At 37.7% G+C, this 24,920-nt stretch carries 21 protein-coding genes; 19 read left to right on the forward strand and 2 right to left on the reverse strand.

Annotated features, from left to right (window positions below; translation table 11 throughout):
* Window positions 1-52: 52 nt before the first annotated feature.
* The 11 genes from EG339_RS18160 (at window position 53) to EG339_RS18210 (ending at window position 14,386) form a co-directional block, all read left to right on the forward strand.
* Window positions 53-766, forward strand: coding sequence for a phosphoadenylyl-sulfate reductase (locus EG339_RS18160; protein WP_123871338.1), 714 nt, complete (start codon window positions 53-55; stop codon window positions 764-766).
* A 12-nt stretch (window positions 767-778) separates the two neighbouring features.
* Window positions 779-1,687, forward strand: coding sequence for a sulfate adenylyltransferase subunit CysD (cysD, locus tag EG339_RS18165; protein WP_123871339.1), 909 nt, complete (start codon window positions 779-781; stop codon window positions 1,685-1,687).
* 84 nt (window positions 1,688-1,771) lie between these two features.
* Window positions 1,772-3,010 carry a sulfate adenylyltransferase subunit 1 gene (locus EG339_RS18170; protein WP_123871340.1) on the forward strand — a complete coding sequence of 413 codons (1,239 nt, stop codon included), beginning with the start codon at window positions 1,772-1,774 and terminating at the stop codon, window positions 3,008-3,010.
* A gap of 6 nt (window positions 3,011-3,016) precedes the next feature.
* Entirely contained in the window at window positions 3,017-3,847 is an 831-nt protein-coding gene (epsC, locus tag EG339_RS18175) for a serine O-acetyltransferase EpsC (RefSeq protein ID WP_123871341.1), read from the forward strand.
* Window positions 3,848-3,876: 29 nt separating this feature from the next.
* Complete coding sequence (cysK, locus tag EG339_RS18180) at window positions 3,877-4,788, forward strand: cysteine synthase A (RefSeq protein WP_123871342.1); 912 nt, start codon at window positions 3,877-3,879, stop codon at window positions 4,786-4,788.
* A 25-nt stretch (window positions 4,789-4,813) separates the two neighbouring features.
* Window positions 4,814-5,659 carry a uroporphyrinogen-III C-methyltransferase gene (gene cobA, locus EG339_RS18185; RefSeq protein ID WP_123871343.1) on the forward strand — a complete coding sequence of 282 codons (846 nt, stop codon included), beginning with the start codon at window positions 4,814-4,816 and terminating at the stop codon, window positions 5,657-5,659.
* On the forward strand, window positions 5,649-7,358 hold the full coding sequence (locus EG339_RS18190; protein ID WP_123871344.1) for a diflavin oxidoreductase: 1,710 nt from the start codon (window positions 5,649-5,651) through the stop codon (window positions 7,356-7,358). Before cobA ends, EG339_RS18190 begins: the two co-directional genes overlap by 11 nt.
* A gap of 32 nt (window positions 7,359-7,390) precedes the next feature.
* Window positions 7,391-9,064, forward strand: coding sequence for an assimilatory sulfite reductase (NADPH) hemoprotein subunit (cysI, locus tag EG339_RS18195; RefSeq protein WP_123871345.1), 1,674 nt, complete (start codon window positions 7,391-7,393; stop codon window positions 9,062-9,064).
* 487 nt (window positions 9,065-9,551) lie between these two features.
* Window positions 9,552-12,425 carry a TonB-dependent receptor gene (locus EG339_RS18200; protein WP_123871346.1) on the forward strand — a complete coding sequence of 958 codons (2,874 nt, stop codon included), beginning with the start codon at window positions 9,552-9,554 and terminating at the stop codon, window positions 12,423-12,425.
* 4 nt (window positions 12,426-12,429) lie between these two features.
* Window positions 12,430-13,947, forward strand: coding sequence for a TSUP family transporter (locus tag EG339_RS18205; RefSeq protein ID WP_123871347.1), 1,518 nt, complete (start codon window positions 12,430-12,432; stop codon window positions 13,945-13,947).
* 211 nt (window positions 13,948-14,158) lie between these two features.
* Window positions 14,159-14,386 carry a hypothetical protein gene (locus EG339_RS18210; RefSeq protein WP_066691032.1) on the forward strand — a complete coding sequence of 76 codons (228 nt, stop codon included), beginning with the start codon at window positions 14,159-14,161 and terminating at the stop codon, window positions 14,384-14,386.
* Window positions 14,387-14,547: 161 nt separating this feature from the next.
* On the opposite strand, the gene EG339_RS18215 is transcribed toward EG339_RS18210, so the two are convergent.
* Window positions 14,548-15,114: a hypothetical protein gene (locus EG339_RS18215; protein WP_123871348.1), complete on the reverse strand. Its 567-nt coding sequence runs from the start codon at window positions 15,112-15,114 to the stop codon at window positions 14,548-14,550.
* 203 nt (window positions 15,115-15,317) lie between these two features.
* Here EG339_RS18215 and EG339_RS18220 point away from each other — a divergent pair, with 203 nt between their 5' ends.
* The 7 genes from EG339_RS18220 (at window position 15,318) to EG339_RS18245 (ending at window position 24,008) form a co-directional block, all read left to right on the forward strand.
* On the forward strand, window positions 15,318-15,707 hold the full coding sequence (locus EG339_RS18220) for a GNAT family N-acetyltransferase (RefSeq protein WP_228459650.1): 390 nt from the start codon (window positions 15,318-15,320) through the stop codon (window positions 15,705-15,707).
* Between the two features lie 266 nt (window positions 15,708-15,973).
* Window positions 15,974-17,320, forward strand: coding sequence for a sigma-54-dependent transcriptional regulator (locus tag EG339_RS18225; protein ID WP_123871349.1), 1,347 nt, complete (start codon window positions 15,974-15,976; stop codon window positions 17,318-17,320).
* Window positions 17,321-17,375: 55 nt separating this feature from the next.
* Entirely contained in the window at window positions 17,376-20,873 is a 3,498-nt protein-coding gene (locus EG339_RS18230; RefSeq protein ID WP_123871350.1) for a PAS domain S-box protein, read from the forward strand.
* Window positions 20,874-21,068: 195 nt separating this feature from the next.
* Window positions 21,069-21,506, forward strand: coding sequence for a response regulator (locus tag EG339_RS18235; RefSeq protein WP_228459021.1), 438 nt, complete (start codon window positions 21,069-21,071; stop codon window positions 21,504-21,506).
* Window positions 21,507-22,135: 629 nt separating this feature from the next.
* A complete protein-coding gene (locus EG339_RS24335) occupies window positions 22,136-22,276 on the forward strand; it encodes a hypothetical protein (protein ID WP_164466459.1) in 141 nt (46 codons plus the stop codon).
* A gap of 10 nt (window positions 22,277-22,286) precedes the next feature.
* Window positions 22,287-23,432 (forward strand): hypothetical protein, encoded by a 1,146-nt coding sequence (locus tag EG339_RS18240; RefSeq protein WP_123871352.1) that lies wholly within the window; start codon window positions 22,287-22,289, stop codon window positions 23,430-23,432.
* A 93-nt stretch (window positions 23,433-23,525) separates the two neighbouring features.
* Entirely contained in the window at window positions 23,526-24,008 is a 483-nt protein-coding gene (locus EG339_RS18245; protein ID WP_123871353.1) for a hypothetical protein, read from the forward strand.
* Window positions 24,009-24,105: 97 nt separating this feature from the next.
* Here EG339_RS18245 and EG339_RS18250 read toward each other — a convergent pair whose 3' ends face one another.
* A complete protein-coding gene (locus EG339_RS18250) occupies window positions 24,106-24,492 on the reverse strand; it encodes a Fur family transcriptional regulator (protein ID WP_123871354.1) in 387 nt (128 codons plus the stop codon).
* Between the two features lie 89 nt (window positions 24,493-24,581).
* Between EG339_RS18250 and EG339_RS18255 the strand changes: the two genes are divergently transcribed.
* The gene (locus EG339_RS18255) at window positions 24,582-24,920 is read left to right on the forward strand and encodes a MerC domain-containing protein (protein ID WP_123871355.1); all 339 of its coding nucleotides are present in this window, start codon (window positions 24,582-24,584) and stop codon (window positions 24,918-24,920) included.

Here is a 24,920-nt window from a genome sequence, read left to right on the forward strand (position 1 = left end):
GATAGGAGTTATAGAATTTTATATATATTTGCATCAACAAATTTGAATGGAAATGGAAAACAGTCTGAAAAACGAGTTCGAAAAATTGAAAGAAGAAGCGCTTACACTGGCTTCTGAAACAGATTTCCTGCAATTACTGACAGAAAAATTTCCGGATGGAGTAGTATTTTCAACCAGCTTCAGCTACGAAGATCAGGTCATCACTCATCTGGTAAAAAACCTGAATGTGGATATTTTTACACTGGATACAGGAAGACTTTTTGAACAGACCTATGAAACCTGGGCTTCTACAAAAGCTTTCTTCAAAAAAGAGATCAAAGCCTATTATCCGAATACTGAGGAACTGAAAAAATTTGTTTCAGAAAACGGACCCAATTCATTTTATCAATCCGTAGAGCAGAGGAAAGCATGCTGTACCATCAGAAAAGTACATCCTTTGAAATCTGCTTTGAAAGGATACAAGGTCTGGATCACAGGTTTACGGGCAGAACATTCCCCAAACAGGCAAAATATGCCGGCACTGGAATGGGATGAAGATAATCAGATCATTAAGTTTCATCCGCTTCTTCACTGGAATACAGAGCAGGTGACAGATTACGTTAAAACTCATCAGCTTCCTTACAATTATCTTCATAAAAAAGGATTTGTAAGCATTGGATGTGAACCCTGTACCAGAGCCATTCAGGAAGGAGAAGATTTCAGAGCAGGCCGATGGTGGTGGGAAGATGCCAATAAAAAAGAATGCGGTCTGCATATTCATCAATAAAAAAGAAAAAATATGTCAACATATCATTTAGATTATCTGGATCAGCTGGAAGCTGAATCAATTTATATTTTAAGGGAAGTCGCAGGACAGTTTGAACGCCCGGCACTTCTGTTCAGCGGAGGAAAAGACAGTATTGTACTGGCGCATTTAGCTTCAAAAGCCTTCCGTTATGGAAAAATACCATTCAGGTTTGTTCATGTAGATACAGGACATAACTTTCCAGAGGTATTAAACTTCAGGGATGAACTTGTTAACCAATTAGAAGTTGATTTAGTGGTTCGTAAGGTTGAAGATACCATCCTAAAGAAAGGCTTAACGGAGCCTAAAGGAAAATTCCCAAGCAGGAACTGGCTGCAGACCTTCACTTTACTGGATACTATAGAAGAGTTTGAATTTGATGCCTGTATCGGAGGAGCCCGCAGAGATGAAGAGAAGGCCCGTGCCAAGGAAAGAATCTTTTCAGTGCGTGATGAATTCGGACAATGGGATCCAAAACTACAGCGTCCTGAGTTATGGAGTATCTTCAACGGAAAAATCCATAAAGGAGAAAATGTAAGAGTATTCCCGATCAGCAACTGGACAGAACTTGATATCTGGAATTACATCCGCAGAGAGAAAATTGAGCTTCCTTCCATTTACTTTTCGCATGAAAGGGAAGTGGTAGACCTGAATGGGCAATGGATCGCAAACTCTGACCACGCCACCCTGGAAACAGATGATGTAATTACCGTAAAAAAGATAAGATACAGAACAGTAGGGGATATGACCTGTACCGCAGCCGTAGAATCTAAAGCAACAACCATTGATGCTGTAATTGAAGAAATTGTAGCCACCAGGATTTCAGAACGCGGAGAAACAAGAATTGATGACCGTGTTACAGAGGCAGCTATGGAAGACCGCAAAAAAGGAGGCTATTTTTAGATAAGTAATCGGAAATGAGTAATAAGTAATCATATTGACTGCTTTTTACTTAGGATGTTTATCATTACTCATAAACAAAAACAGATGGATATATTAAGATTTATAACAGCAGGAAGCGTAGATGACGGTAAAAGTACCCTTATCGGAAGACTGCTATACGATAGTAAAAGTATTTTACAGGACCAGTTAGAGATACTGGAAAAACATTCTAAAAATAAAAATGATGACGGCGTAGACCTTGCTCTTCTGACAGACGGCTTACGTGCTGAAAGAGAGCAGGGAATTACCATTGATGTAGCCTACAGGTATTTTTCAACCTCAAAAAGAAAATTCATCATTGCGGATGCTCCCGGACACGTACAGTATACCAGAAATATGATTACCGGAGCCTCCAACTCGGATCTGATGGTCATTCTGATCGATGCCAGACAAGGTGTGATTGAACAGACCAGAAGGCATTCCATCATCGCCTCATTATTAAAACTGAAGAAAGTAGCCGTAGCCATTAATAAAATGGATATGGTAGATTACTCGCAGGAAGTCTTTGAAACCATTAAAGCAGATTACGCTAAAATTGCAGCAAGTCTTGGATTGAAAGAGGTAAGCTATTTCCCGATTTCTGCGTTGAAGGGAGACAATATTGTTTCCGGATCTTCTCATACAGATTGGTATCAGGGTCCATCTCTTTTAGAATATCTGGAAAATGTAACATTGAATGAAGAACAGAATACCGGCAGCCGTTTCCAGGTGCAATACGTGATCCGGCCTCAAACTGAAGCACTGCATGACTACAGAGGATATGCAGGTCAGGTCTTGAGTGGTAAGTTCCAGAAAGGAGATAAAATCCAGGTTCTTCCGGCAGGCATTATCAGTGAAATTGTTAAAATAGAGATCAATGGGATTGAAAAAGAAGAAGCTTTTGAAGGGCAGCCTGTGGTTTTTCATGTAGCAGATGATGTAGACATCAGCCGAGGCGATATTTTTGCCACGGAAGAACAACTTCCTGCCGTTGAAAAAGACCTTGAAGTCCTGTTGTGCTGGCTGGACCAGAAAGCGCTGCAACCTGGTAATAAATACCTGCTACAGCAAAACAGCAGGCTGATAAGAGCTGTGGTAAAAGAGATTGATTACAAGATTGATGTCAATACACTTACTCAGGAGAAAGCTGAAGGTAACATAAAACTGAATGAAGTAGTAAAAGTAACCCTGCGAACGGCACAGCCTTTGGTCTATGATAGTTTTATCAATAACAAAAGAACAGGTTCTGCAATTTTGGTAGATGAAACATCCAATTCAACGGTTGCAGCCTGCATAATTCAGTAAAGAAAAATGTCAGTTTCAAACCAATTTATCGAAAGAATTCGAGAGAGTAAAGAGTATAAAGCCCATGGATTCTTTGACAGAGCAAAGGTAAAGATTTTTGTAAAAGAATTGTATAAAGTATTGTTTCTTCCACAACAAATCAATACTTCCGATCAGCTGAAACAGGATTTTGCCCAACTGCAGGATCATCTTTCAATCCTGATCAATACTATTACAAAGGATGAAGATCTTACCGAAGTACAGGTAAATGCTTTTTTTGAAGCCCTGCCACAAATCTATAGCCATCTCGTTCAGGATGCACAATCTATTCTTGAATTTGATCCGGCAGCAGCTTCTCTGGAAGAAATATACCTTGCTTACCCGGGATATTTTGCAACCTATGTTTACAGAATTTCCCACCAGCTCTGGAATCAGGAAGTACCTGTTTTACCCCGCGTTATTTCAGAATATGCACACAGTAAAACAGGAATAGACATTCATCCCGGCGCAGTGATCGGAGAATATTTTTTCATCGATCACGGAACCGGAATTGTCATAGGAGAAACTACCATCATTGGCAATCATGTGAAAATATATCAGGGAGTAACCCTGGGCGCCTTGAATGTCTCCAAAGAAAAAGCCAACCAGAAAAGGCATCCCAATATTGAAGACCATGTCATTATTTATTCGGGTGCAACTATTCTGGGTGGAAATACAACCATAGGCAGAGAAAGCATTATCGGCGGAAATGTATGGATTACACAGGATGTACCGCCCAACTCCCTGGTTTACAATAAAAGCGAAATAAGAATAAAGGATAACAATCCATTACCGGAATCATTAACCTTTGTAATATAAAACAGAAAAAACAAAAAAATTGTATTGATATGAAATTTCAGAATGCACTAGAAACCATTGGAAATACACCAGTTGTAAAGATTAATAATTTATTCAATTCAGATCATGAAATCTGGATCAAATTGGAAAAAAGCAACCCAGGCGGAAGCATCAAGGACAGAATTGCCTTGGCCATGATTGAAGATGCTGAAGCTAAAGGATTATTAAATAAAGACAGTACCATCATTGAACCTACCAGTGGAAACACAGGAATTGGACTGGCATTGGTGGCTGCAGTAAAAGGATATAAGCTTATTCTGGTAATGCCTGAAAGTATGAGTATAGAACGTCGTAAGATTATGGAAGCCTATGGTGCCGAATTTGTGCTTACACCAAGAGAAAAAGGGATGAAAGGGGCTATTGAGAAAGCTAACGAATTAGCAGAAGAAACCCCAAATTCATGGATCCCGAGACAGTTCGATAATCCTGCCAACGTAAAAATACATGTAGAAACCACAGCTCAGGAAATTTTGAAAGATTTCCCGGAAGGATTGGACTACGTGATTACAGGAGTAGGAACCGGCGGACATATCACAGGAATTGCCAAAGCATTAAAAGAACAGTATCCTAACCTTAAAGTGATTGCAGTAGAACCGGAACTTTCCCCCGTATTAAGCGGCGGAAGCCCTGCACCACATCCATTGCAAGGTTTGGGAGCCGGATTTGTTCCTTCTATCTTAGACATTACCCTTTTAGACGGAGTGATTACAGTAGGCAAGGATGAAGCGTATGAGTATGCCATTAATGCAGCTAAAAAAGAAGGCCTTTTTGTGGGAGTTTCTACAGGAGCCGCGTTAGCCGCTATCGCAAAACATTTACCGCAAATACAGCCTGGAGCTAAAATTCTTACTATCAATTACGACACCGGAGAACGATATCTTTCTCTTGAGGGACTCTTCTAAAATCCTTTAACTAACACCGATTTCAATGAATCCAACTATAAAATCACCTAAGGTTTACCTTATCGGTGCAGGGCCTGGCAACCCTGATTTGATCACAGTAAAAGCCGTAAAAGCCATCGCCAAAGCAGATGTTGTTCTGGCAGACCGCCTCGTAAGTCCTGAAATTTTAGAAACTTACGTTAACAAAGACACAGAGCTTATTTATGTAGGGAAAGAATGCAGCAAAGATGCGTCTACCCCCCAATCACTTATCAATAATTTAATGGTAGACTATGCTTTACAGAATAAAACGGTGGTAAGACTTAAAGGCGGAGATGTTTCTATTTTCTCCAATATCCTGGATGAACTCCAGGCTTTGAAAAGAAATCATATTCCGTTTGAGATTATTCCCGGAATTACTGCTGCTTTGGGCGCTGCTGCTTATGCAGGAATGCCTTTAACAGCCAGAGGATATTCAACATCTGTTCGTTTTCTCACTTATTACAAGTCTGAAATTCTTACTGAAGGCTACTGGAAAGAACTTGCTGCCACCCAGGATACCCTTGTATTCTATATGTCTAAAGGCAACCTGACCGATCTTGTAGAAAAGTTCGTTGAATTAAATATTTCAAACGATAAAAAAATTGCTGTGATTGAACAGGCTACAACCCCATACCAGAAAGTGTATACCTCATCTTTTGAGGATTTCAGTAAAACACTGGGAGATAAATCCTTTGCCTCACCATCATTGGTTGTGATAGGAAAAGTGGTGAATCTTCATGAAGAGTTTTCCTGGCTGGAAAATGCAGAACAGGAAGGTCTTTATTTCAAATCGGTGGAAAATGGAAGCTTAATCCCCAAAACTCAAAATTTCTTCGAATATGCTGTCTGAAACTAAATTAAACATTCTTAAACAAATCTCCAGCGATTTTTCCAGAGATGAATCCATCTGGGCAAGCGGATACCTTGCGGGATTGGCAGGAGTTCCTCTTAGCGCTGCACAGCCACCTTTACAGGGCACTCTTCCTGAACAAAATACGGTTAAGAAAATTACGCTGGCCTACGGTACAGAAACCGGAAACAGTAAAAAGCTGGCAACAGCCCTTGCAGGAATCGTCAAAAAGAAGGGCATTCAGGTTAAATTAGCCGATCTGTCTCAATATAAACCCAAAGATCTTTCTAAAGAAGAATTTTTCTTTGTCGTAATTAGTACACAGGGCGAAGGAGATCCGCCAGTATTGGCTAAGAAGTTCTATGATTATATTTATGAAAACGAGATCAATCTCAGCACTCTCAAATTCGGAGTTCTGGCATTGGGAGACAGCAGTTATCCTTTATTCTGCAAAACAGGAGAAGACGTAGACTCCAGATTCGAAATTCTTGGAGCACAACGTATTATCCCATTAAAAAAATGTGATATTGATTACGAACAGGATGCTCAAAACTGGATAGAACATGTCTTTGAAGCCGTAAATAAAACTGCGGCCAGCAGTGTTAAAAATACACCTGTTCAGAAAGCTTCAACAGGAAGAAAAAAATACCGGGGAAAAGTATCTGCTATCATTAATCTGAATGATATCACCTCTGAAAAAGAGACCTATCACATTGAGATAGAAACCGAAGATGCTATAAGCTACCAGCCCGGTGCAGCATTGGGTGTTATTCCTTTCAATTCAAAATCTGTAGTGAATGAAATTATTGAGCTAACAGGAATGGATCCTCAAAAACGCATCGAAACTGCAAAAGCTACAGCTACTGTAGAAGAGCTTTTACACAAACATCTCAATATTAGCTATTTACTCAAAACCGTAGTGGCTCAATATGCTAAGATTACAGGACATTCCATCCCTGAAGTCCGTTTAAGCCTTCTTGACCTTTTAAGGATTTATCCCGTGAAAAATGCAGAAGAATTTGAAGAAGTGATTCAAATATTAACAGCTCAGGCACCACGTTTATATTCCATCTCATCTTCTCCGGAAGCCCATGGCGAAAATGAGATCCATATTACCGTGGCCAGATCAGAATTCTTTATTGATCATCAGAAACACAATGGTGTATGCAGCGGTTATCTGAGTGAATTCACGGAAGGCAGTGAAATTGAGTTCTACATTCAGGATGCGGGACACTTCAGATTACCGGAGCCGGATAAAGATATTATTATGATTGGCCCAGGAACCGGGATCGCTCCTTTCAGATCATTCCTTTGGGAACGTGATGCCATTGGTGCGGAAGGGAAGAACTGGCTGTTCTTCGGAGACAGGAATTTTGTATCAGACTTTATTTATCAGGCAGAACTTCAGGATTTTCTTAAAACAGGAAGCTTAACCCATTTAGACCTTGCTTTTTCAAGGGATACAGAAGAAAAAGTTTATGTTCAGCACAAACTGGAACAAAAAGCGCAGGAGGTCTTTTACTGGCTGGAAAACGGAGCATCAGTCTATATATGCGGAACCAAAGATCCTATGAGCCGTGATGTGGAAAATACCCTTTTACAAATTATTCAGCATCAGGGAAAGCGCAGTGAAGAAGAGGCTGCTCATTATCTGGAAGAGATGGAGCTTAATGGCCGATATGCAAAAGATGTTTATTAAAAAAAGTACCGTACCCTTAAAAGAAAACAAGTATGAACCATAAAGATAATCTTTCCCCTGTAGAAAGAATTAAAACCCAAAGCAACGGACTCAGAGGAACCTTAAAGGAAAGCCTTGCTGATGATTTTACAGGAGCCATAAGAGAAGACGATCAGACTTTAATCAAATTCCATGGAATGTACCAGCAGGATGACAGGGACAGAAGGGAAGAGCGCGTAGCTAAAAAACTGGAATGGCTGTATTCCTACATGATAAGGCTTAGGCTTCCCGGAGGATTTTTAACTTCAGACCAATGGATAGGAGTAAATGATATTGCAAATGACCATTCTACGGGAACCATTAAAATAACAACCCGGCAGACGATTCAGCTGCATGGTATTTTAAAATCACATTTAAGGCCTACTATTCAGAGCTTCAACCTGAATCATTTGGATTCTATTGCAGCTTGTGGTGATGTAAATAGGAATGTAACCTGTACCGCAAACCCTTCAGAATCACCACTACACCAACAAACGTATGAGCTTGCAGGTAAAATAAGTGAAATGTGTCTTCCGAAAACCAAATCCTATTATGATATCTGGATTGATGATGAATTACTTGTAGACCGGAAAACAGAGGAAGATCCTTTATATCAGGACAGATACCTTCCTCGAAAACTGAAGATCGGCATTGTTGTTCCCCCCAATAATGATGTAGATGTATTCATTAATGATATTGCCCTTATTGCCATCATTGAAAATAATGAGATCGCAGGCTATAATATTGCTGCCGGAGGCGGATTAGGAGCGACCCACGGGAATGAAGCCACTTATGCAAGATTAGCTTCTGTGCTTGGATTTGTAGATTCTGAAGAAAAAGCTTTAAAGGCAGTTTATGAAATCATTACGGTACAGCGCGATTTCGGGAATAGAAGTGACAGAAAGCTTTCAAGGCTGAAATACACTATTGATAAGCTTGGCATAGATCAGTACAGAGCTGAAGTAGAAAAAAGAACAGGCTTCAGCTTCGAACCAGCCAGGGAATTTAAGTTTGAACAGAGAAAAGACCGCTATGGCTGGACTCAAAATCATGAAGGGAAATGGTTTTACACCCTGTTTGTAGAACATGGAAGAGTTCTTGATATTGAAGGCTATCCTTTAAAATCAGGATTGTTGAAGATTGCCCGGGCTGCACATGTAAACTTCAGATTTACATGTAACCAGAACCTGATCCTTGCTGATATCAGTGAAGAGGATAAAGCAAAGATCGAAAGCCTGTTGAAGGAATATAGAATTTCAGAACATACAGAAAAAGCAAGCGCACTACGTAAAAACTCAGTTGCATGTGTTGCCCTGAATACCTGTTCTTTGGCTTTAGCAGAAGCACAACGATATTTGCCTTCTCTGGTGACCAAAATAGAACCTATTCTTGAAAAATATGGCCTTTTAGAAGAAGATATTACCATCAGGATGACCGGATGTCCTAACGGCTGCGGAAGATCTCCCAATGCTGAAATCGGATTTGTAGGAACAGCCTATGGAAAATACAATCTTCACATCGGAGGAGACCGACTGGGAATGCGACTGAATACAAAGTACAGAGAGAACATCGGTGAAGAAGAAATTCTGGCCACTCTGGATGAGCTTTTCGGCATCTATGTACAGGAAAAACATACAGAAGAAACCTTTGGTGACTTTTCATACCGTTATTTACAAACCTTAAACTGAAAATATGATCAGCCTTTTTTATGACCAGAAAAAACTAAAAAAACATCAACCATTTCTTCTAAGTGAGCGAATGTGTATGTGTTGTTGATTATCAATAATGACAGCATACAGGCTGTTTGAATTCTATTTTAACCACAAAAGTTACAAAAGCTTTAAACACTTTTAAGTTATTTGAAGTGAAAAACTTTGCGCATAGAAGTACACATAAGTTTTTAAAATCTAAGATTTTTTAATGTATAGCAATCTGTGTTATCTGTGCTGTCTGTGGGAAAATTTAAACCACAAAAGTAGCAAAAGCTTTAAACACTTAAGTTTTTTTTAGTAACAAGCTTTGCGCGGATTAAGTACACTTTAACATTATGAAAATCTATGATTTTCAACTTATGTAAACTAAAGTGTTTAAAATAATAACTTTTGTGTCTTTTGTGGTTAAAAAAATAAAAGTTCCAAACAGCTCCATTCTTACTCACCTAAAAATAGAAGAACAATGAAAAACAAAAGACAGGGATATTTCCTGCCTAAAACAGGAGTTATACTATTCACATTTTTATTCTGCAATCTGGCAGAAGCACAACAGCTTATAGAATTAAGCGGAATCATCAGAAATACAGGAACCCAAAAGGGGCTTGACGCGGTAAAAGTTCAGGTTGAAAACACCCAGGACACCGCATCAACAGATAAGCTCGGTAATTTTAAAATAAGAACCAGAGTTACCATTCCTTTCCGTTTGATTATCAATAAAGATGGCTTCTCCAGCCAAACTGTAGAAATACTTTCACTTTCCAATAAACTTACGATTGGGCTTAATCCTCAGAATACCATCATTGATGATGTGGTTATTTCTGCATCCCGGATCCCGGAAAAAATACTGAAATCTCCGATCGCTATTGAGAAGATTGATATTAAAACAATCCGCGAAAGTCCGGCTGCATCCTTTTATGAAACCCTGGAGAATGTAAAAGGACTACAGCTGCTAACGTCCAGCCTTACTTTAAAAATCCCTAATTCAAGAGGATTCAATTCTCCTAATAATTTCAGGTTTATGCAGTTGGTGGATGGAGTAGATGTACAGTCTGCAACCCTAGGAGTCCCACTGGGAAATGCTATTGGGCCTACAGAACTGGATATTCAGTCTATGGAAGTCACTCCGGGAGCTGCTTCCGCATTATACGGTATGAACGCCATCAACGGATTGGCAAGCCTCCAGACCAAAGATCCATTTACTTCTGAGGGAATAAGTGTCTATTTTCGTGGTGGAGTGAATCATGTAGATAACTACAACCATACAATAAGTTCTCTGGGAGAAAGTGCTGTCAGATTTGCCAAAGTATTCAATAAAAACTTTGCCGTTAAAGTAAACGCTTCCTATTTTACAGGAACCGACTGGGTTTCAAATAATCAGACCGATCAGAATCCCAATTCACTGGTTACGGCCAATCCTAATTTTTCTTTAGCCAATAACCCGGCAGAAGATCTTTGGAACAAATACGGTGATGAAAGAAACAACAGAGTAGCAGTAAAAGTAAATTATAACGGAAAACCTGCCACATTCAATGTTTCCAGAACAGGATACCTGGAAAAAGACCTGGTAAGCCCGGAAGTAAAGAATATAAAATTTGATGCCGGATTATATTATCGTTTTGGAGATCAGTGGAAAGCGTCGTATGTTTACCGTTACGGCTTACTGGACGGAACTTTCCAGAGGGGAAACAAGATCCGTTTACAGAATGCAACCGTACAAAACCATAAAGTAGAACTTACAGGTAAAGAACTTACTTTCAGAGCCTATGTTTCCATAGAGAATACAGGAGATTCCTATAATCTGAAACCTTTGGCAGATAACCTTGATTTAACAAACCTTTCTAACAATAATTGGAAAAGCATCTTCCAAACGGCTCTTCAAAGTAATCTCGATGCAGGCACGAACCTGAATGAGGCTCTTATTCTTGCCCGCCAAGTAGCTGATAAGAATAGAGCTGTACCCGGAACTGCCGCCTTTGAACAGCTAAAAAATACCATCATCGGAATCAACAACTGGGATTCTGCCAATGCCGGAATTGCCGGAGCCCCTGCAACAGGTGGTGCAAAACTGGAACAGAAATCCAGGTTTTACCAGGGGGAACTTACCTATGATTTCAGCAGAGTTGTAAAGGTTTTTAATCTTTTGGCCGGAATAGATTACCGTTTATACAGCATCACTCCTGATGGAAACAATTTTGTAGATTTCACCAGACCTGTTAATGAAAGAAATATCCCTTTATCCAACGGTACTTTCGGTAAAGATGTTATCTATCAGAAATATGGAGCTTTCGCACAAGTTACCAAGCTTTTCTTTGATGAAAAACTAAAAATCAATGCTGCGCTCCGTATCGACAGAAATCCTGAATTTGAAGCCAAGTTAAATCCGAGAATAAGCGTTGTATATTCTCCTGTGAAACAGCATAATTTCAGAGCTTCTTTTCAAAATGGTTACCGCTTTCCATCCTTATTTGAAGCCCTTTCCTTCGTGAATAACGGAAATGTAAGAAGAGTAGGCGGACTCACAAAAGTGAATGACGGGCTTGGGTATCTGGAAAACTCATATACCTTAGCATCCATTGACAGGTTTACTGCTGCAGTAAATGCTGATGTAGATGGCGGAAAAACCCAAAACCAGGCTGCACAGGATAATAAACAGCTTTTAGCCGTTGCCAACCTTCAAAAATTACAGCCGGAAAAGATCAATTCATTCGAAATAGGTTATAAATCGGTGTTCTTTAATAATAAACTGGCTCTGGACTGGGATTTTTACTATAATATTTACGAAGGATTCCTCGGACAGGTGGAAGTAGCCGTGCCCAAAAACAGCCAGGTGGGAAGCAATACAGCGGTTTTGGCCATGCTGGACAGAAGCAAACAGGACAGATACAGGGTTTATACCAACAGCAACAGTACTTACAAAAGCTATGGAACTTCTTTTGGGATCCGTTACAATGTAATTAAAAACTATAATGTCAACGCCAATGTATCCTATAATGACCTGGCTTCCAACAATACTTCCGACCTGTTTATTACTGCCTTCAACACCCCAAAATGGATGGTAAATGTAAGTGTGGGGAACAGGGAAGTTTTTAAGAATATCGGATTTACGGTAGTAGCAAGATGGCAGAATGCTTTTGACTGGGAAAGTCCTTTGGCTTCAGGAAAGATCCCGGCTTATTATACGATAGATGCACAGGCAACCTGGAAGATTCCTGAAATTCATGCTAATGTAAAAATCGGAGCCACCAATCTCCTGAACAGACGTTACTTCCAATATGCGGCAGGTCCTGAAATAGGAGGTTTATACTATCTCGCTTTTACGTATGACTTAAAACTGTAATATTATGAGCAATTCCTTATATCCTGTATTTTTAAAACTTGAGACCTTAGCGTTACTCATCATCGGTGGCGGAAAAATAGCCCTTGAAAAACTGGAATCGGTATTGGGCAATTCTCCTGAAACTTCCATAAGATTAGTTGCTAAAGAGATCACTCCCGAAGTTCGGGCATTACAGAATCAATTTACCAATCTAAAATTATATGAAAGAGCTTATCACGGTGATGATTTTAATGATATTGATGTAGCGATTATTGCAGTGAATGATATTGAATTAGCCGCACAAATTCGTGAAGATGCCCATCAAAAAAACGTATTGGTCAATATTGCAGACAAACCTGAACTTTGTGATTTTTACTTAGGCTCCATTGTTAAAAAAGGAAGCCTTAAAATTGCTATTTCTACAAATGGAAAATCACCAACCATCGCTAAAAGACTCAGGGAAACCTTCACAGAAACCATTCCTGATGAGATGGATCTTGTATTGAATAATATGCAGAGCATACGCAACCAGCTAAAAGGAGACTTTGACCATAAGGTGACAGAACTTAACAAAATTACAACTCAATATCTGTCTGATGGAAAACTTTCCCCGGCAAAGCCTGATCTTGAGATTGAAAAACTCATCAGCATTACTAAAACAGCCCAGAGGAAAGCCAATATTTATCTTGCCATCATAGGTGTAATGGTTCTTTTCGGAATCTTAGGGCTTGTGGTGTATCAGTTTGATCTTTCAGATGATATTCAGACTTTTCTCAGCAAAGACGGTCATATCTTTTACTGGATGCTGTTTGCAGGATTTATGGCTGAAATTGTCGCTGGATCTATGGGGATGGGATATGGTGTAATCTGTACCACTATCTTATTATTGCTGAACGTTCCTCCTCCCGTTGTAAGCGCAAGTATTCATTCTGCTGAATCCTTTACAACCGCTGCCGGAGGATTCAGCCATTACAAACTGGGAAATGTTAATAAGAAAATGGTTTGGGTATTATTTCCGTTAGCTATTGTGGGGTCAATCATCGGTGCTTTGACTTTATCTCATTACGGCGAACATTATGCCCATATCGTAAAGCCCATTATTGCCTGTTATACCTTATATCTGGGATTCAATATTCTCAGAAATGCCTTTAAAGACAAAAATAAAAGCCGTATAAAAACCAAAAGAAGAACCAATCTGAGAGTACTGGGGCTTCTTGGTGGCTTTATAGATTCTTTTGCAGGAGGCGGATGGGGGCCTTTAGTAACCGGAACACTGATTAAAGAGGGGAGAATTCCCCGTTATGTTGTGGGAAGTTCTACAGTTGCTAAATTTTTGCTCACCTTAACAAGTGCCATTACTTTTATTTTTACCATTGGGATCCATCACTGGAATATTGTTCTGGGACTTCTGCTGGGTGGAGTTTTTACTGCTCCATTTTCTGCGATGCTTACATCCAGACTTCCTACGAAGAAAATGTTTGTAGTGGTGGGAATAGTCGTTATTCTGATGAGCCTCACAACTATTTTTAAATCATTATTATAAAGTCAGGAAGCAGTAAAGGAAAGTTTTATTTGGATCAGCTTTCAAAAATAGTAACCTGAACAGTAACTGCCAGTTTCCAGTCATAATTTCCTCCTGTAAATTCAGTAAAACTACTGTATGGTCTTCATTAATGGAAAGTTATCTTTGATCTGTTATATATTCAATAACAAGTATGATCCTTATCCAAACAACAACTTTTAAAACGACAACCATGAAAAAATTAAACAGAAAAACATTAAAAAACATTGCCGGAGCCATTGGTATTGAGATTAATTTACCACTTCCTGTAGGTGTTTGTATCGGAAATCTAATTGGATTATGCCCTCCCAATACTCATTGCAGGGCAGATGAAAAATGCTATCCGGATGTTGCAGGACCCTGTATTAACGGAATGTGTCCATCAGGATATCAATGTCGTTCTGGTGAATGCATCAGATAAGAGAATGTAAAGGCTTTATATGAAAGCCTAAGACTTCAGGGGGAGTAAAGAAAAAATGACAAAGCGATCGACTAAGCTGATACCATTCTGCTTCATCAGATCGATTGAATCAATTAATCTCTTTGCTCCCTTAAATTTAGCAGCAGTACATATTAGGTGTATTATTCTTTATCCTTTATACCGATCAGCTTTAAAGCATTTGAAGTTAAAAAGATATCATCAAAAACAGTTAATGATTCCACATCGTTAAAGCCTGCAGGAATAAGATCGTTTTTATTGAATGACAATTCTATGGAAGTATTGTAAGAAGCTACAATTCTTACTTTTGAATAACCGTTGTAGTCTACTCTGAAACCCTCAAACATGCATTTACGTTCTGCTTTCTGGTATTCACCATATTCTTCAAAACCTGCCATATCTGTTCTTTCATCATCACTGTCATTATGCTCCAATGATTTCCATGAAGCATAATTTTTCGGTTCCTTTAATACATTTCCGTCAGGATCAACAGGAACAAACATTCCCAAAGTAAGGGATCGCTTTAAAAAATTAGCATAATTGTTCATCAAACTTAAGGTTTGAAGATCGGCATATCCTTCGTGGGCATAATATTCAAGCACGAAGGTGGTCATCGGAATCAGCTTATGAGAAGCATCAGTCGGCATACTTGGTCTTTTCTTTTTAGCCGATAAAAATAGTATTTTTATTGACGTTTCCCAACGCAACATAAGCAATCTAACAGTATTTATACCCATTCTGAATAACAATAAGAAATATTCCGATGCATTTTCCGTATCTTCGTCTTATAACAGGAATAATGATAGCGAATACAGCTCTGCAGGATATTGAAGCAGTCCTCAATTTATATAAAATGGCTTCCGATTTTAAGAAAACCGTATCCGGAGTACAATGACCAGAGTTTGATCGGAATATGATTGAAACTGAAATCTGTGAAAGACGTCACTTTAAAATTACAGCAGATGGGCAGGTAGCCTGTGTATGGAGTATTACTTTCGATGATCATCAGGTTTGGGCAGAAAAGAATGAAGATCCTGCTGTTTACATTCATAGAATTGCTACCAATCCTAACTTCCGGGGACAGAAATTTGTTGAACAGATTGTAGAATGGGCAAAACTATTTGCCCTCCAACATAATAGATTATATGTAAGAATGGATACTACAGCAGGAAATCAAAGATTAACAGATTATTACGTAAAATGCGGATTTACTTATCTTGAAGATAAAAAAATGACTGATACAGAAGGCCGTCCGGATCATTATCATAATGCTACCATGGGACTCTTCCAGCTGGAAGTGTAGACTTCCGTATTTTTACATAAGCTGAATATAACCCTGATCTGTTAGTACAATAAAAACTCAGATGCATTAAAACTTCTTCAAAAGATGTAACGATCTCATAAAAATCTCTATTTAGAGAATCAAATTATAAAATCAATTAACTCAAAATCAATTCAATAGCAACAAGCTAATAATTACGGTAAATAAGAAAATGTATTTTTTAAATAAAATACTGTCTATAACTAAAAAATGACATATTATTGATAAATTTGTTTTTATAATTACTTATGAAACCAAATTACACAAAAATATTCATTGTGGAAGATGATTTGTTTTTTAGCGAAATGTTAAAGTATCATCTCTCCCTCAATCCTGATCATGAGATCATTACATTTGACACGGCGAAAGATTGTTTATCCGCCCTATATCTCAATCCGGATATTATCTGTATTGATTTTGGCCTGCCTGATATGAGAGGGGATATGCTGTTTAAAAAGCTCAAGGAAGCCCAACCTTCTATCCCGATCATTATTATTAGTGGGCAGGATGATATAGAGACAGCAATTAATTTTCTAAAGTCCGGTGCCCATGATTATATTGTGAAAAATGAACACACCAAAGAAATGTTATGGAACAGTATCCTGAAGGTAAAAGAAACCATTTCTCTGAAAAAAGAAGTGGAGGATCTGAAAGAAGAACTCGAAAAAAAATACTCTTTTGAGAAAAACATAATAGGCCAAAGTGAGGCTATAAAAGAGGTCTTCAAAAAAATCAGCAAGGCTGTAAAAACCAATATTAACGTTTCTATTACAGGTGAAACCGGTACCGGAAAAGAAGTAGTGGCCAAAACCATTCATTATAATTCTGACCGTAAAAATAAACCATTTGTCGCCATCAATATGGCAGCAATTCCGAAAGAACTTATTGAAAGTGAGTTTTTCGGGCATGAAAAAGGAGCTTTCACAGGAGCTTTATCCAAAAGTTCCGGGAAATTTGAACAGGCAGATGGAGGTACTATTTTCCTGGATGAAATAGCAGAACTGGACATCAACCTTCAAAGCAAATTACTGAGAGCTTTACAGGAAAGAGAAGTTACCAGAATAGGCGGAACCCAAAAAATAAAATTTGATGCCCGGCTTATTATTGCAACCCATAAAAATCTTGCTGAAGAAGTAAAAAAAGGCAATTTCCGGGAGGACCTGTACTATAGAATTGTAGGTTTACCTATAGAATTACCTCCTCTCCGTGACAGAGATCAGGATGTTATTATTCTGGCCAAGCACTTCATCAAGTTATTTGCCAAGGAAAACGGAATGAATCCACTGACATTAAGCAATGGAGCAATCAGCAAGCTTACAAAATATCCGTTTCCCGGAAATGTCCGTGAACTTAAGTCGGTCATTGATCTGGCTTGTGTTATGGCAGATGACAAAGAAATACAGCCGGAAGACATTCATTTTAATCCCATCGGAAACAAAGAAGATCTTTTTATTTCTGCAGAAAAAACGCTTAAACAGTTTACTACTGAAATTATTCTTTACCATTTGAAGAAAAATAATAATGATGTTATGAAAACTGCACAGGCTTTAGATATTGGAAAATCAACTATTTATAATCTTTTACAGAACAAATAATTTCTGCATTCAAGATCCTGATTTTCTAAAGTATAACCAATCCCCAAAAGACATCATGGAATTTCATCAATTACTTGAAAGTCAAATAAAAAAGTATCTTAGGCAAGATCATCTTTCAGATCCGGCTCTTAGTCAGTTTATTAAGGCTGTCAACCTGTCTTATCAATCTTATGAAAAAGATAAGTCTAATGATAGCGCAGCAATGGAAAAAGAGATCCAGCAAGAATCTATTGAATATATTTATAGAGAAACTGAGCATTTAGATAAGGATATCAAAGCCATTTCTTTACGTAACAGTTCTCAGCTTATCAGTTATATTTCCCGCCAGATACAGGAAAAAAAAGAAATAATGGCAGCACTGAACGGGCAGAATAAGTTCAAGAAGCTGTTGATGAATATTTCATCAGATTATATTAATATTTCTTTCGAAATGATAGATGCTGCCATGAACCGTTCGCTCAAAGAAATGGCAGACTTTGTAAAAGCCGACAGAGCTTATATATTCAGCTATAATTTTGAAGCAGGAACATGCTCCAACACTTATGAGTACTGTTCTTCCGGAATTATCCCTCAGATGGATAACCTGCAGGATATCCATCTTGAAGCAATCCCGGAATGGGTAGAAGCTAATATTGCAGGAAAAAGCATTGCGATAGCCAATGTAAAGGATTTAAATGACGGAAATCTTAAGGAGCTCCTTTCTTCTCAGGATATCAAGAGCCTTATGGTAATACCTATGATGTCAAAAGAATCATGTACAGGTTTCATTGGCTTTGACTGGACAAGAAAACTCCATCGTTTTAATGATACCGAAACAGAATTACTTACTCTTTTTTCGAAAGTTCTGGTGAATGCTCAGGAACGGTTTGCAATTAAAAGCAACCTTACCCAAACTCTGGATCTGCTCAAAACCTTTATTTCCAATCTTCAGTACGGAATACTGATGGAAGACCCTCAGGGAAATATTCTTTTCACCAATGATCTTTTCTGTAAAATATTTAAAATCAGCAGAACTCCATCGGAGATCACTGGCAAAAAGCTCTATGAGATAAAAATAAATAATCTCTTCAAAGAAGATAATCTTTCGGAAAAAATAATTGCAGAAAGCAAAGATCAGAATGTCACGGGAAGACTTGCTGAAACATTGGATGGAAGATTTTTAGAAATTGATCATTATACTTTTGAGACAAGGAACAAACAGCATGGTCATATCTGGAAATTTGGAGATGTTACAGAAAAAATAACCAACCAGAATCTTTTACTGCAGAGTGAAGAAAGAAGCCGACTGATTATGGATTCTGCCATTAATGCCATTATTACGATAAACTCCGCCGGCGAAATTATATTCTGGAATAAAAGCGCAGAAACAATATTTGGCTGGCAGAAAAATGAAGTTATAGGCAGGAATATTTTTGAGACCATTATTCCGCAGAAACATATAGAGAACTATAAAAAATATGTGGCAGATGAAAAGAACTCAGTTCTTAACAGGCAGATTCAGCTTCCGGCTATCAAAAAATCCGGTGAAGAATTTCCCATGGAAATAGCCATTATTTCATTTCAACAGGAAGAACAAGAGTTCTATTGTTCTTTTATCCAGGATATTTCAGAAAGAAAAAGAGCCGAACATAATATGAAGCTGCAGGAACAGAAATACCGCAATATGATTGCTAATATGAACCTGGGACTTCTTGAAGTGGATATGAATGAGGTCATACAATATGCCAACCAGAGTTTCTGTAATGTTTCCGGTTATGAAGTAGAAGAAATTGTAGGCAGAAATCCCGCTCAACTTTTTATACACCATGAAAAGGATATGGAACTGGTAAAAAGACAAATCAAACTCCGTAGAAGCGGAGTTTCCAGCGTATATCAGGTACCTGTAAAAAATAAAGCAGGAGAACTGAGATGGTGGGCCATAAGCGGCGCGCCCAATTATGATGATAAAGGTAATCTTATAGGTTCCATAGGAATACATCTGGATATCACAGATCAGAAAAGGCTGGAAGAAGATTTGCAAAAGCAAAAAGAGAAAGCTCAGGAGGCCTCAAAAGCCAAAGAAGTGTTTCTTGCTACAATGAGCCATGAAATAAGAACCCCTCTTAATGCCATTATCGGATTTTTACGTGAGCTGGAAAGACAAAAACTATCTTCCTCTCAGGCTGTTCTTGTAGAAAACAGTACTCAGGCTTCCCGGCATCTTCTATCAATTATTAATAATATTCTGGATATTTCTAAAATTGAATCAGGTGAAATGTCCCTTGAGGTGAAAGATTTTTCTTTAAAAGACTCTATTAACAGTATCATTAGCATCCTAAGTCCCAAAGCAAAACAAAAAGAGTTAAAACTCTATTCGCAATATTCACCGGATATGGCCTCTGCTTTCAAAGGAGATCAGCTCAGGATAGAACAGATCCTGTTCAACCTGATCGGGAACTCATTAAAGTTTACCCAGAAAGGTGAAATTAAAGTAGAATGCAATGTATTGGAAGATCATCCATCCACTCAGAAGATCAGGTTGACTGTTTCTGACACAGGAATTGGAATGAGCAAGGGCTTTGCGGACAAAATTTTCAAAAAATTCTATCAGGAAGATGAAAGTATTGCAAGAAGATTTGGAGGAACCGGCCTTGGAATGGCTATTACCCAGGAATTAGTAAAGCTAATGCATGGTAAAATCAATATTGAAAGTGAAAAAAATAAAGGTACGGTCATACAAATTACTTTAACACTCTATAAAGGATTTCTTGAGCATAGTACTGATAAAAAGGAAAAACATCCTACCACTTCTGTTGCCGGGATTAAAGTTCTGCTGGTAGAAGATAATGAAATGAACAGGGTAGTAGCTCAAAATACACTTCAGAATTTTAAATGTAATGTTACAGAAGCCGAAAACGGAAACCAGGCAATACAGATCTTAAAGAAAGAAAAGTTTGATATTATTCTGATGGATATCCAGATGCCGGAGCTTGATGGAATAGAAACCACTAAAATCCTCAGAAAAAAATACCTCTTAACCACTCCCGTTATTGCCCTTACAGCCAATGCGTTCAAAACAGAAATTGAAAAATGTAAATCTGCGGGCATGAATGATTATGTTACAAAACCTTTTTCGGAAGAAATACTTCTGGATATACTTTACAAATATACCAAGCTTTCAAAAGCTTCAGGTTATAAAAATAAAACTACGGAAACTTCTGATTCCCATCTGTATGATCTTGGTGCTATCCGTACATTAAGCAGAGGCAATGAAGAATTTGTAAAAAAAATGATATCCATATTCATCAGTCAGACAGAAAGTGCTATTATACAAATGCATAGCTCCTTTCAATCACAAAATTATCATGATGTGGCTAAATTGATGCATAAAATAAGACCCGGAGTAGAAGGTATGGGCATTCATTCCATTGTTGAAGATATCAAAACACTCGAAACAAAAGCAAAAGCGGAGAAGCAAACACCTGAACTATTTTCAGAAATGCAGCACCTTTCTGACACAATAGAAAAAACTCTTTCTGAGGTCATACAGCTTCTAAAAGCAAATGAGCTGTAGATTTAACTGACAGGTCCTAAAAGAAGCAGAAGTCTCATGTATTACAACATGAGGCTTTTTTGTTGATTTATGGTCATTTTTTTCCAAAAATTAGCTTCTTTTCCATAAAATGGAAATAATAAAAACACAAATAACTGATAATCAATATTTTAAATTAAGGCATTGTATATGATTTTATTTTGGAAATTATACATAATGAACTGTAATCAATTAAAATTTTTTATTGTAGATGATGATCTGTTCTGTGCAAATGCTTATGAACAGTATCTGAAAAACCTCAACTATACTGATATCCTTTATTTTGCGACCGGAGAAGAATGCCTGAATAGTCTTGACCTTAAGCCTGATGTTATCTTCCTGGATCATAATATGGACGATATGAACGGTTTTGAAACCCTTAAAAAAATTAAAAGATATAATCCCAATATTTACGTCATTATGGTTTCCGGGCAAAAGGAAATCAATATTGCAGTAGATGCTTTGAAATATGGAGCTTTTGATTATCTGGTAAAAGACCACACCGTATGCCAGAAAATGCAGAACTCAATCAACAGAATTCTAAAGATACAGGAAGAAATTGATAAAGGCAACAGAAACAATGGCATCTTCCGCCTTTTTTCCTTGTTTTTCTAAAAAAATAAGCGATAAAAACCAGAATCAATATCAAAAAAACCTATGGAAAATAAAACAGAAATTAAGTATCAGGATATTCCGGAATCAAAAAAGTTTCGGAAGAAGACATAGCCAAATACATTCTCCTGTCTTATAAATTAAACAAATCTGACAACCTTAAAAAAACACAATTTATTATAAATACAGCTTCAATAAAACGTCAGGAAATAATTTAGACAAAGTACTGTTTGGCTCTTTATACAAATGATGAAAAAGTAATAATAAAAGCTTTAAAAAAACAAAGGTCCTATATATAAAGGATTGAGTCATTTCCCCAACCTCATCCACCATTTTATGGATCTGTTTTCTGAAAAAGAGTTTATTATTACACTAAGTGGGGCAGGTGGTGCCGGGAAATCTACGGTCATCTCCGATTTATCCTTAATTATTGAGAAAAACCTCGGTAATATTACATCATCGCCCCTCTTTTTACCCGTTCCCGGTGTACGGACGTAAAATTCCTTACCAAAGAATATAAAAAACTAATTGATATTGGCATAAAATAAACACAAAGAACATCTGGAATTAACTAAAAACAACAATCTTATTACCATACTCCAAACATTAACCCATGATTCTAACTACACACAATGAAAAAGTTTATTTTACAAATGAGAAATCCCTCTTTCGCATTTGATAAAGATCTGATTTCCCGCACAGTTCTGCAGTCTGCCCTGATTCCGGGGGATTATAGGAAAGCTGCTGGATTTGGCAGTACCATTAACAATTAAAAATATGATTATGAAAAAAATCAGCTTATTGATCAGCATTATTTATACAGTTCTTTCATCAGCTCAGGTAGGTATAGGAACAACAACTCCAGATCCGAATTCTGATATTACCTTAGGTTCTTCCAATAAAGGTTTACTTTTGAATAAAGTAGCACTTGCCTCCACCACATCCAATGTATACAGTGAAGGAATGTTTCTTTATAATACTGCTACAACCAACGATGTAACACCAGGTATTTATCTGAGTAACGGTTCTTCATGGACTAAAGTTATTGATGCCCTCACTTTACACTCAATATTATCCTCTAATTGGAAGGCAACAGGTAATAATCTTTCTGCCACAGACTTTATAGGAAGTACCAATGCGCAGCCTCTGATTCTGAAAACCAATGATAATGAAAGAGTCAGGATAGATTCGGATGGGAAACTTGGAATTGGAACTAATTCACCACAAGGGATTATAGATATCAGCTCAGCAAATTCAACACTTGTATTACCCAGAAATACAAATCCGCCAGCCAATATAAACAATCCTGTAGCAGGAATGGTTATATACGATTCATCCAATAAAACATTACGTTATTATAATGGAACACAATGGAGCACAATGATTTCCTCACAAACCCTTACAACAGCCAATGAAGGAGTTGTAAAGATGAACAGTGGTGCAGGAATAAAACCTTCGTTTGCTTTTAGAACATCAGGAGGAATTGCTTTAAACAGTTATCAAAATATCATCTACCAGACTCCGGTTAATATTATAACAGATTTTTCACCAGCCCCCGCAACAAGCTGGCCTGAAAACATTGCATCTCCAGCCGTAGCCAATATCTATGACCAAAGTAATGGTAGATTTCTTGATAATTCAGTGGCAGGGCAGGTTAATACATGGAGAATTATTGCCAAATATGAAAACAAAAATAATGGTTCGGTAGCATTTGTAACAGTTAATATGTCTAATACGAACAATACATTTTCAATAGACCAGACAGCCGTTGCGCCTAATGGGGTCACTACAGGAAACCTTGTTTTCTATCTCACTACTGTAGCAGACTCATCTTCTTTTACTAATGGGTATACTATTAAAATTAAATCAGATACAGCCATGGATGTTATTATTGATAATATCACAAGGGTTTCCCAGGCAAAAGATTAAATAACAGACACTTTCAGGAAAAGACCTGGCGGTTACAATGCCAGTTTGGGCAAAAAAGACTATCTTTACAGCAACCAAACAAACAGTATTAATATGTCAGTAACACCAGAAGGAGCCAGGAAGGCTCAGTTATCTTTATCTGAAAGGGCACCAGTAGCTCATGCCGTTCTTTCAGGAGCAGAAAATATTTCAAAGTACAGCAAAGGAGTATGCCACGATGTGGTTGCTTATACTCTTTACATGAGAGGGGCCAAGATCAGTCCGGATCAATTGGCAGGTTCAGCAGGTCAAAAATGGTTAGAAACCTTCAACTATTCCGGAGGAAAAAAATGGGACGGTTATTCCCCAATACCTAAAGGAAAAGCCATTGGTTTCTACAGGCTTATTGATAAGACTTGGTTCCATTCAGCCGTTACAACAGGGAACGGGAATGAGATCAGATCAGTCAACGGGTTTTCCTTAGGTTCAGCATGGTCTGTTCCGGTAGATATGAAATGGGTTCTTGGAAAAATCAATTCTGATGGAACTTTTAACTATGACGGTACTAAAATAGAAGTGTACATATCTCCTTTATAGCAGGTATTCTAAAAAAATAAAACTCCTTAAATTTTTTTAAGGAGTTTTTTATTTTACAGAATAATAGCCTTTTTGTTTATAAAGGTATTATCAGAAACTAAGCATTACATTTCGGGCAAATTCCACTGATAATAAAATTGTATTCCTCAGCAATAAAATGATCCGGTAAACTGATTTCCGGGATTGCATTCTCAATACAGGTAACAGAATGACATTTTTTACAGTTAAAATGAACATGGTTATGAAAATGCTGTTCATGGGTGCATTTTCCTATGCATTTTGCAAAATTGACAACGCCATCCACATTCACAATCCTATGGATAGCACCTTCATTTTCAAGTCTTTCTAAAACTCTGTAGATGGTAACCCTGTTACAGAGATCACCTAATTTCTTCTGAATATCCGAATGACTCAAAGCCACCTCAGATCCATTAATGAGATTTAAAATTTCAGTTTTGGCGTGGGTATTTCTGACCTGTTTCATATTTTAATGCAACTAAGTTGCGTTATTTAAATTTTTATATTTACATTTGCAACAAAGTTACAATAACAAATTTAAATCCTCATCTTTTTATGAAGTCTAAAATTCTAGATGCCGTAGGAATCTCTGCCGCCGTTTTATGCCTGATTCACTGCATTGTTTTCCCTTTATTGCTTATCATTCCGTTGGGAATATCACATAATCCGTATATCGACCTGATATTTCTTATTATCGGAACCCTTGTGGTTTACAGACAAACAAAAACAATACCCAATAATTGGTTACGGATTTTATTCTGGTCTTCCATCGGATTAATTGCTGCTTCCATATTATTTGACCTGATCTTTGAAGTTCATCTGCCTTTAATCTATGCAGGAACCGCAGGACTCATTACAGCCCATATCATCAACTTTAAAAATCATAAACATTAG

The sequence above is a fragment of the Chryseobacterium bernardetii genome, from assembly GCF_003815975.1.
In the GTDB taxonomy this organism is placed as follows: domain Bacteria; phylum Bacteroidota; class Bacteroidia; order Flavobacteriales; family Weeksellaceae; genus Chryseobacterium; species Chryseobacterium bernardetii.

Coding starts and splice junctions, on each gene's coding strand:
- EG339_RS24335 (WP_164466459.1), top strand. CDS start 22,136: ATGAAAAAGTTTATTTTACAAATGAGAAATCCCTCTTTCGCATTTGAT.
- EG339_RS18230 (WP_123871350.1), top strand. CDS start 17,376: ATGGAATTTCATCAATTACTTGAAAGTCAAATAAAAAAGTATCTTAGG.
- EG339_RS18190 (WP_123871344.1), top strand. CDS start 5,649: ATGCTGTCTGAAACTAAATTAAACATTCTTAAACAAATCTCCAGCGAT.
- EG339_RS18255 (WP_123871355.1), top strand. CDS start 24,582: ATGAAGTCTAAAATTCTAGATGCCGTAGGAATCTCTGCCGCCGTTTTA.
- EG339_RS18210 (WP_066691032.1), top strand. CDS start 14,159: ATGAAAAAATTAAACAGAAAAACATTAAAAAACATTGCCGGAGCCATT.
- epsC (WP_123871341.1), top strand. CDS start 3,017: ATGTCAGTTTCAAACCAATTTATCGAAAGAATTCGAGAGAGTAAAGAG.
- EG339_RS18225 (WP_123871349.1), top strand. CDS start 15,974: ATGAAACCAAATTACACAAAAATATTCATTGTGGAAGATGATTTGTTT.
- cobA (WP_123871343.1), top strand. CDS start 4,814: ATGAATCCAACTATAAAATCACCTAAGGTTTACCTTATCGGTGCAGGG.
- cysK (WP_123871342.1), top strand. CDS start 3,877: ATGAAATTTCAGAATGCACTAGAAACCATTGGAAATACACCAGTTGTA.
- EG339_RS18205 (WP_123871347.1), top strand. CDS start 12,430: ATGAGCAATTCCTTATATCCTGTATTTTTAAAACTTGAGACCTTAGCG.
- EG339_RS18240 (WP_123871352.1), top strand. CDS start 22,287: ATGAAAAAAATCAGCTTATTGATCAGCATTATTTATACAGTTCTTTCA.
- cysD (WP_123871339.1), top strand. CDS start 779: ATGTCAACATATCATTTAGATTATCTGGATCAGCTGGAAGCTGAATCA.
- EG339_RS18170 (WP_123871340.1), top strand. CDS start 1,772: ATGGATATATTAAGATTTATAACAGCAGGAAGCGTAGATGACGGTAAA.
- EG339_RS18215 (WP_123871348.1), bottom strand. CDS start 15,114: ATGTTGCGTTGGGAAACGTCAATAAAAATACTATTTTTATCGGCTAAA.
- cysI (WP_123871345.1), top strand. CDS start 7,391: ATGAACCATAAAGATAATCTTTCCCCTGTAGAAAGAATTAAAACCCAA.
- EG339_RS18160 (WP_123871338.1), top strand. CDS start 53: ATGGAAAACAGTCTGAAAAACGAGTTCGAAAAATTGAAAGAAGAAGCG.
- EG339_RS18200 (WP_123871346.1), top strand. CDS start 9,552: ATGAAAAACAAAAGACAGGGATATTTCCTGCCTAAAACAGGAGTTATA.
- EG339_RS18235 (WP_228459021.1), top strand. CDS start 21,069: ATGAACTGTAATCAATTAAAATTTTTTATTGTAGATGATGATCTGTTC.
- EG339_RS18250 (WP_123871354.1), bottom strand. CDS start 24,492: ATGAAACAGGTCAGAAATACCCACGCCAAAACTGAAATTTTAAATCTC.
- EG339_RS18220 (WP_228459650.1), top strand. CDS start 15,318: ATGATTGAAACTGAAATCTGTGAAAGACGTCACTTTAAAATTACAGCA.
- EG339_RS18245 (WP_123871353.1), top strand. CDS start 23,526: ATGTCAGTAACACCAGAAGGAGCCAGGAAGGCTCAGTTATCTTTATCT.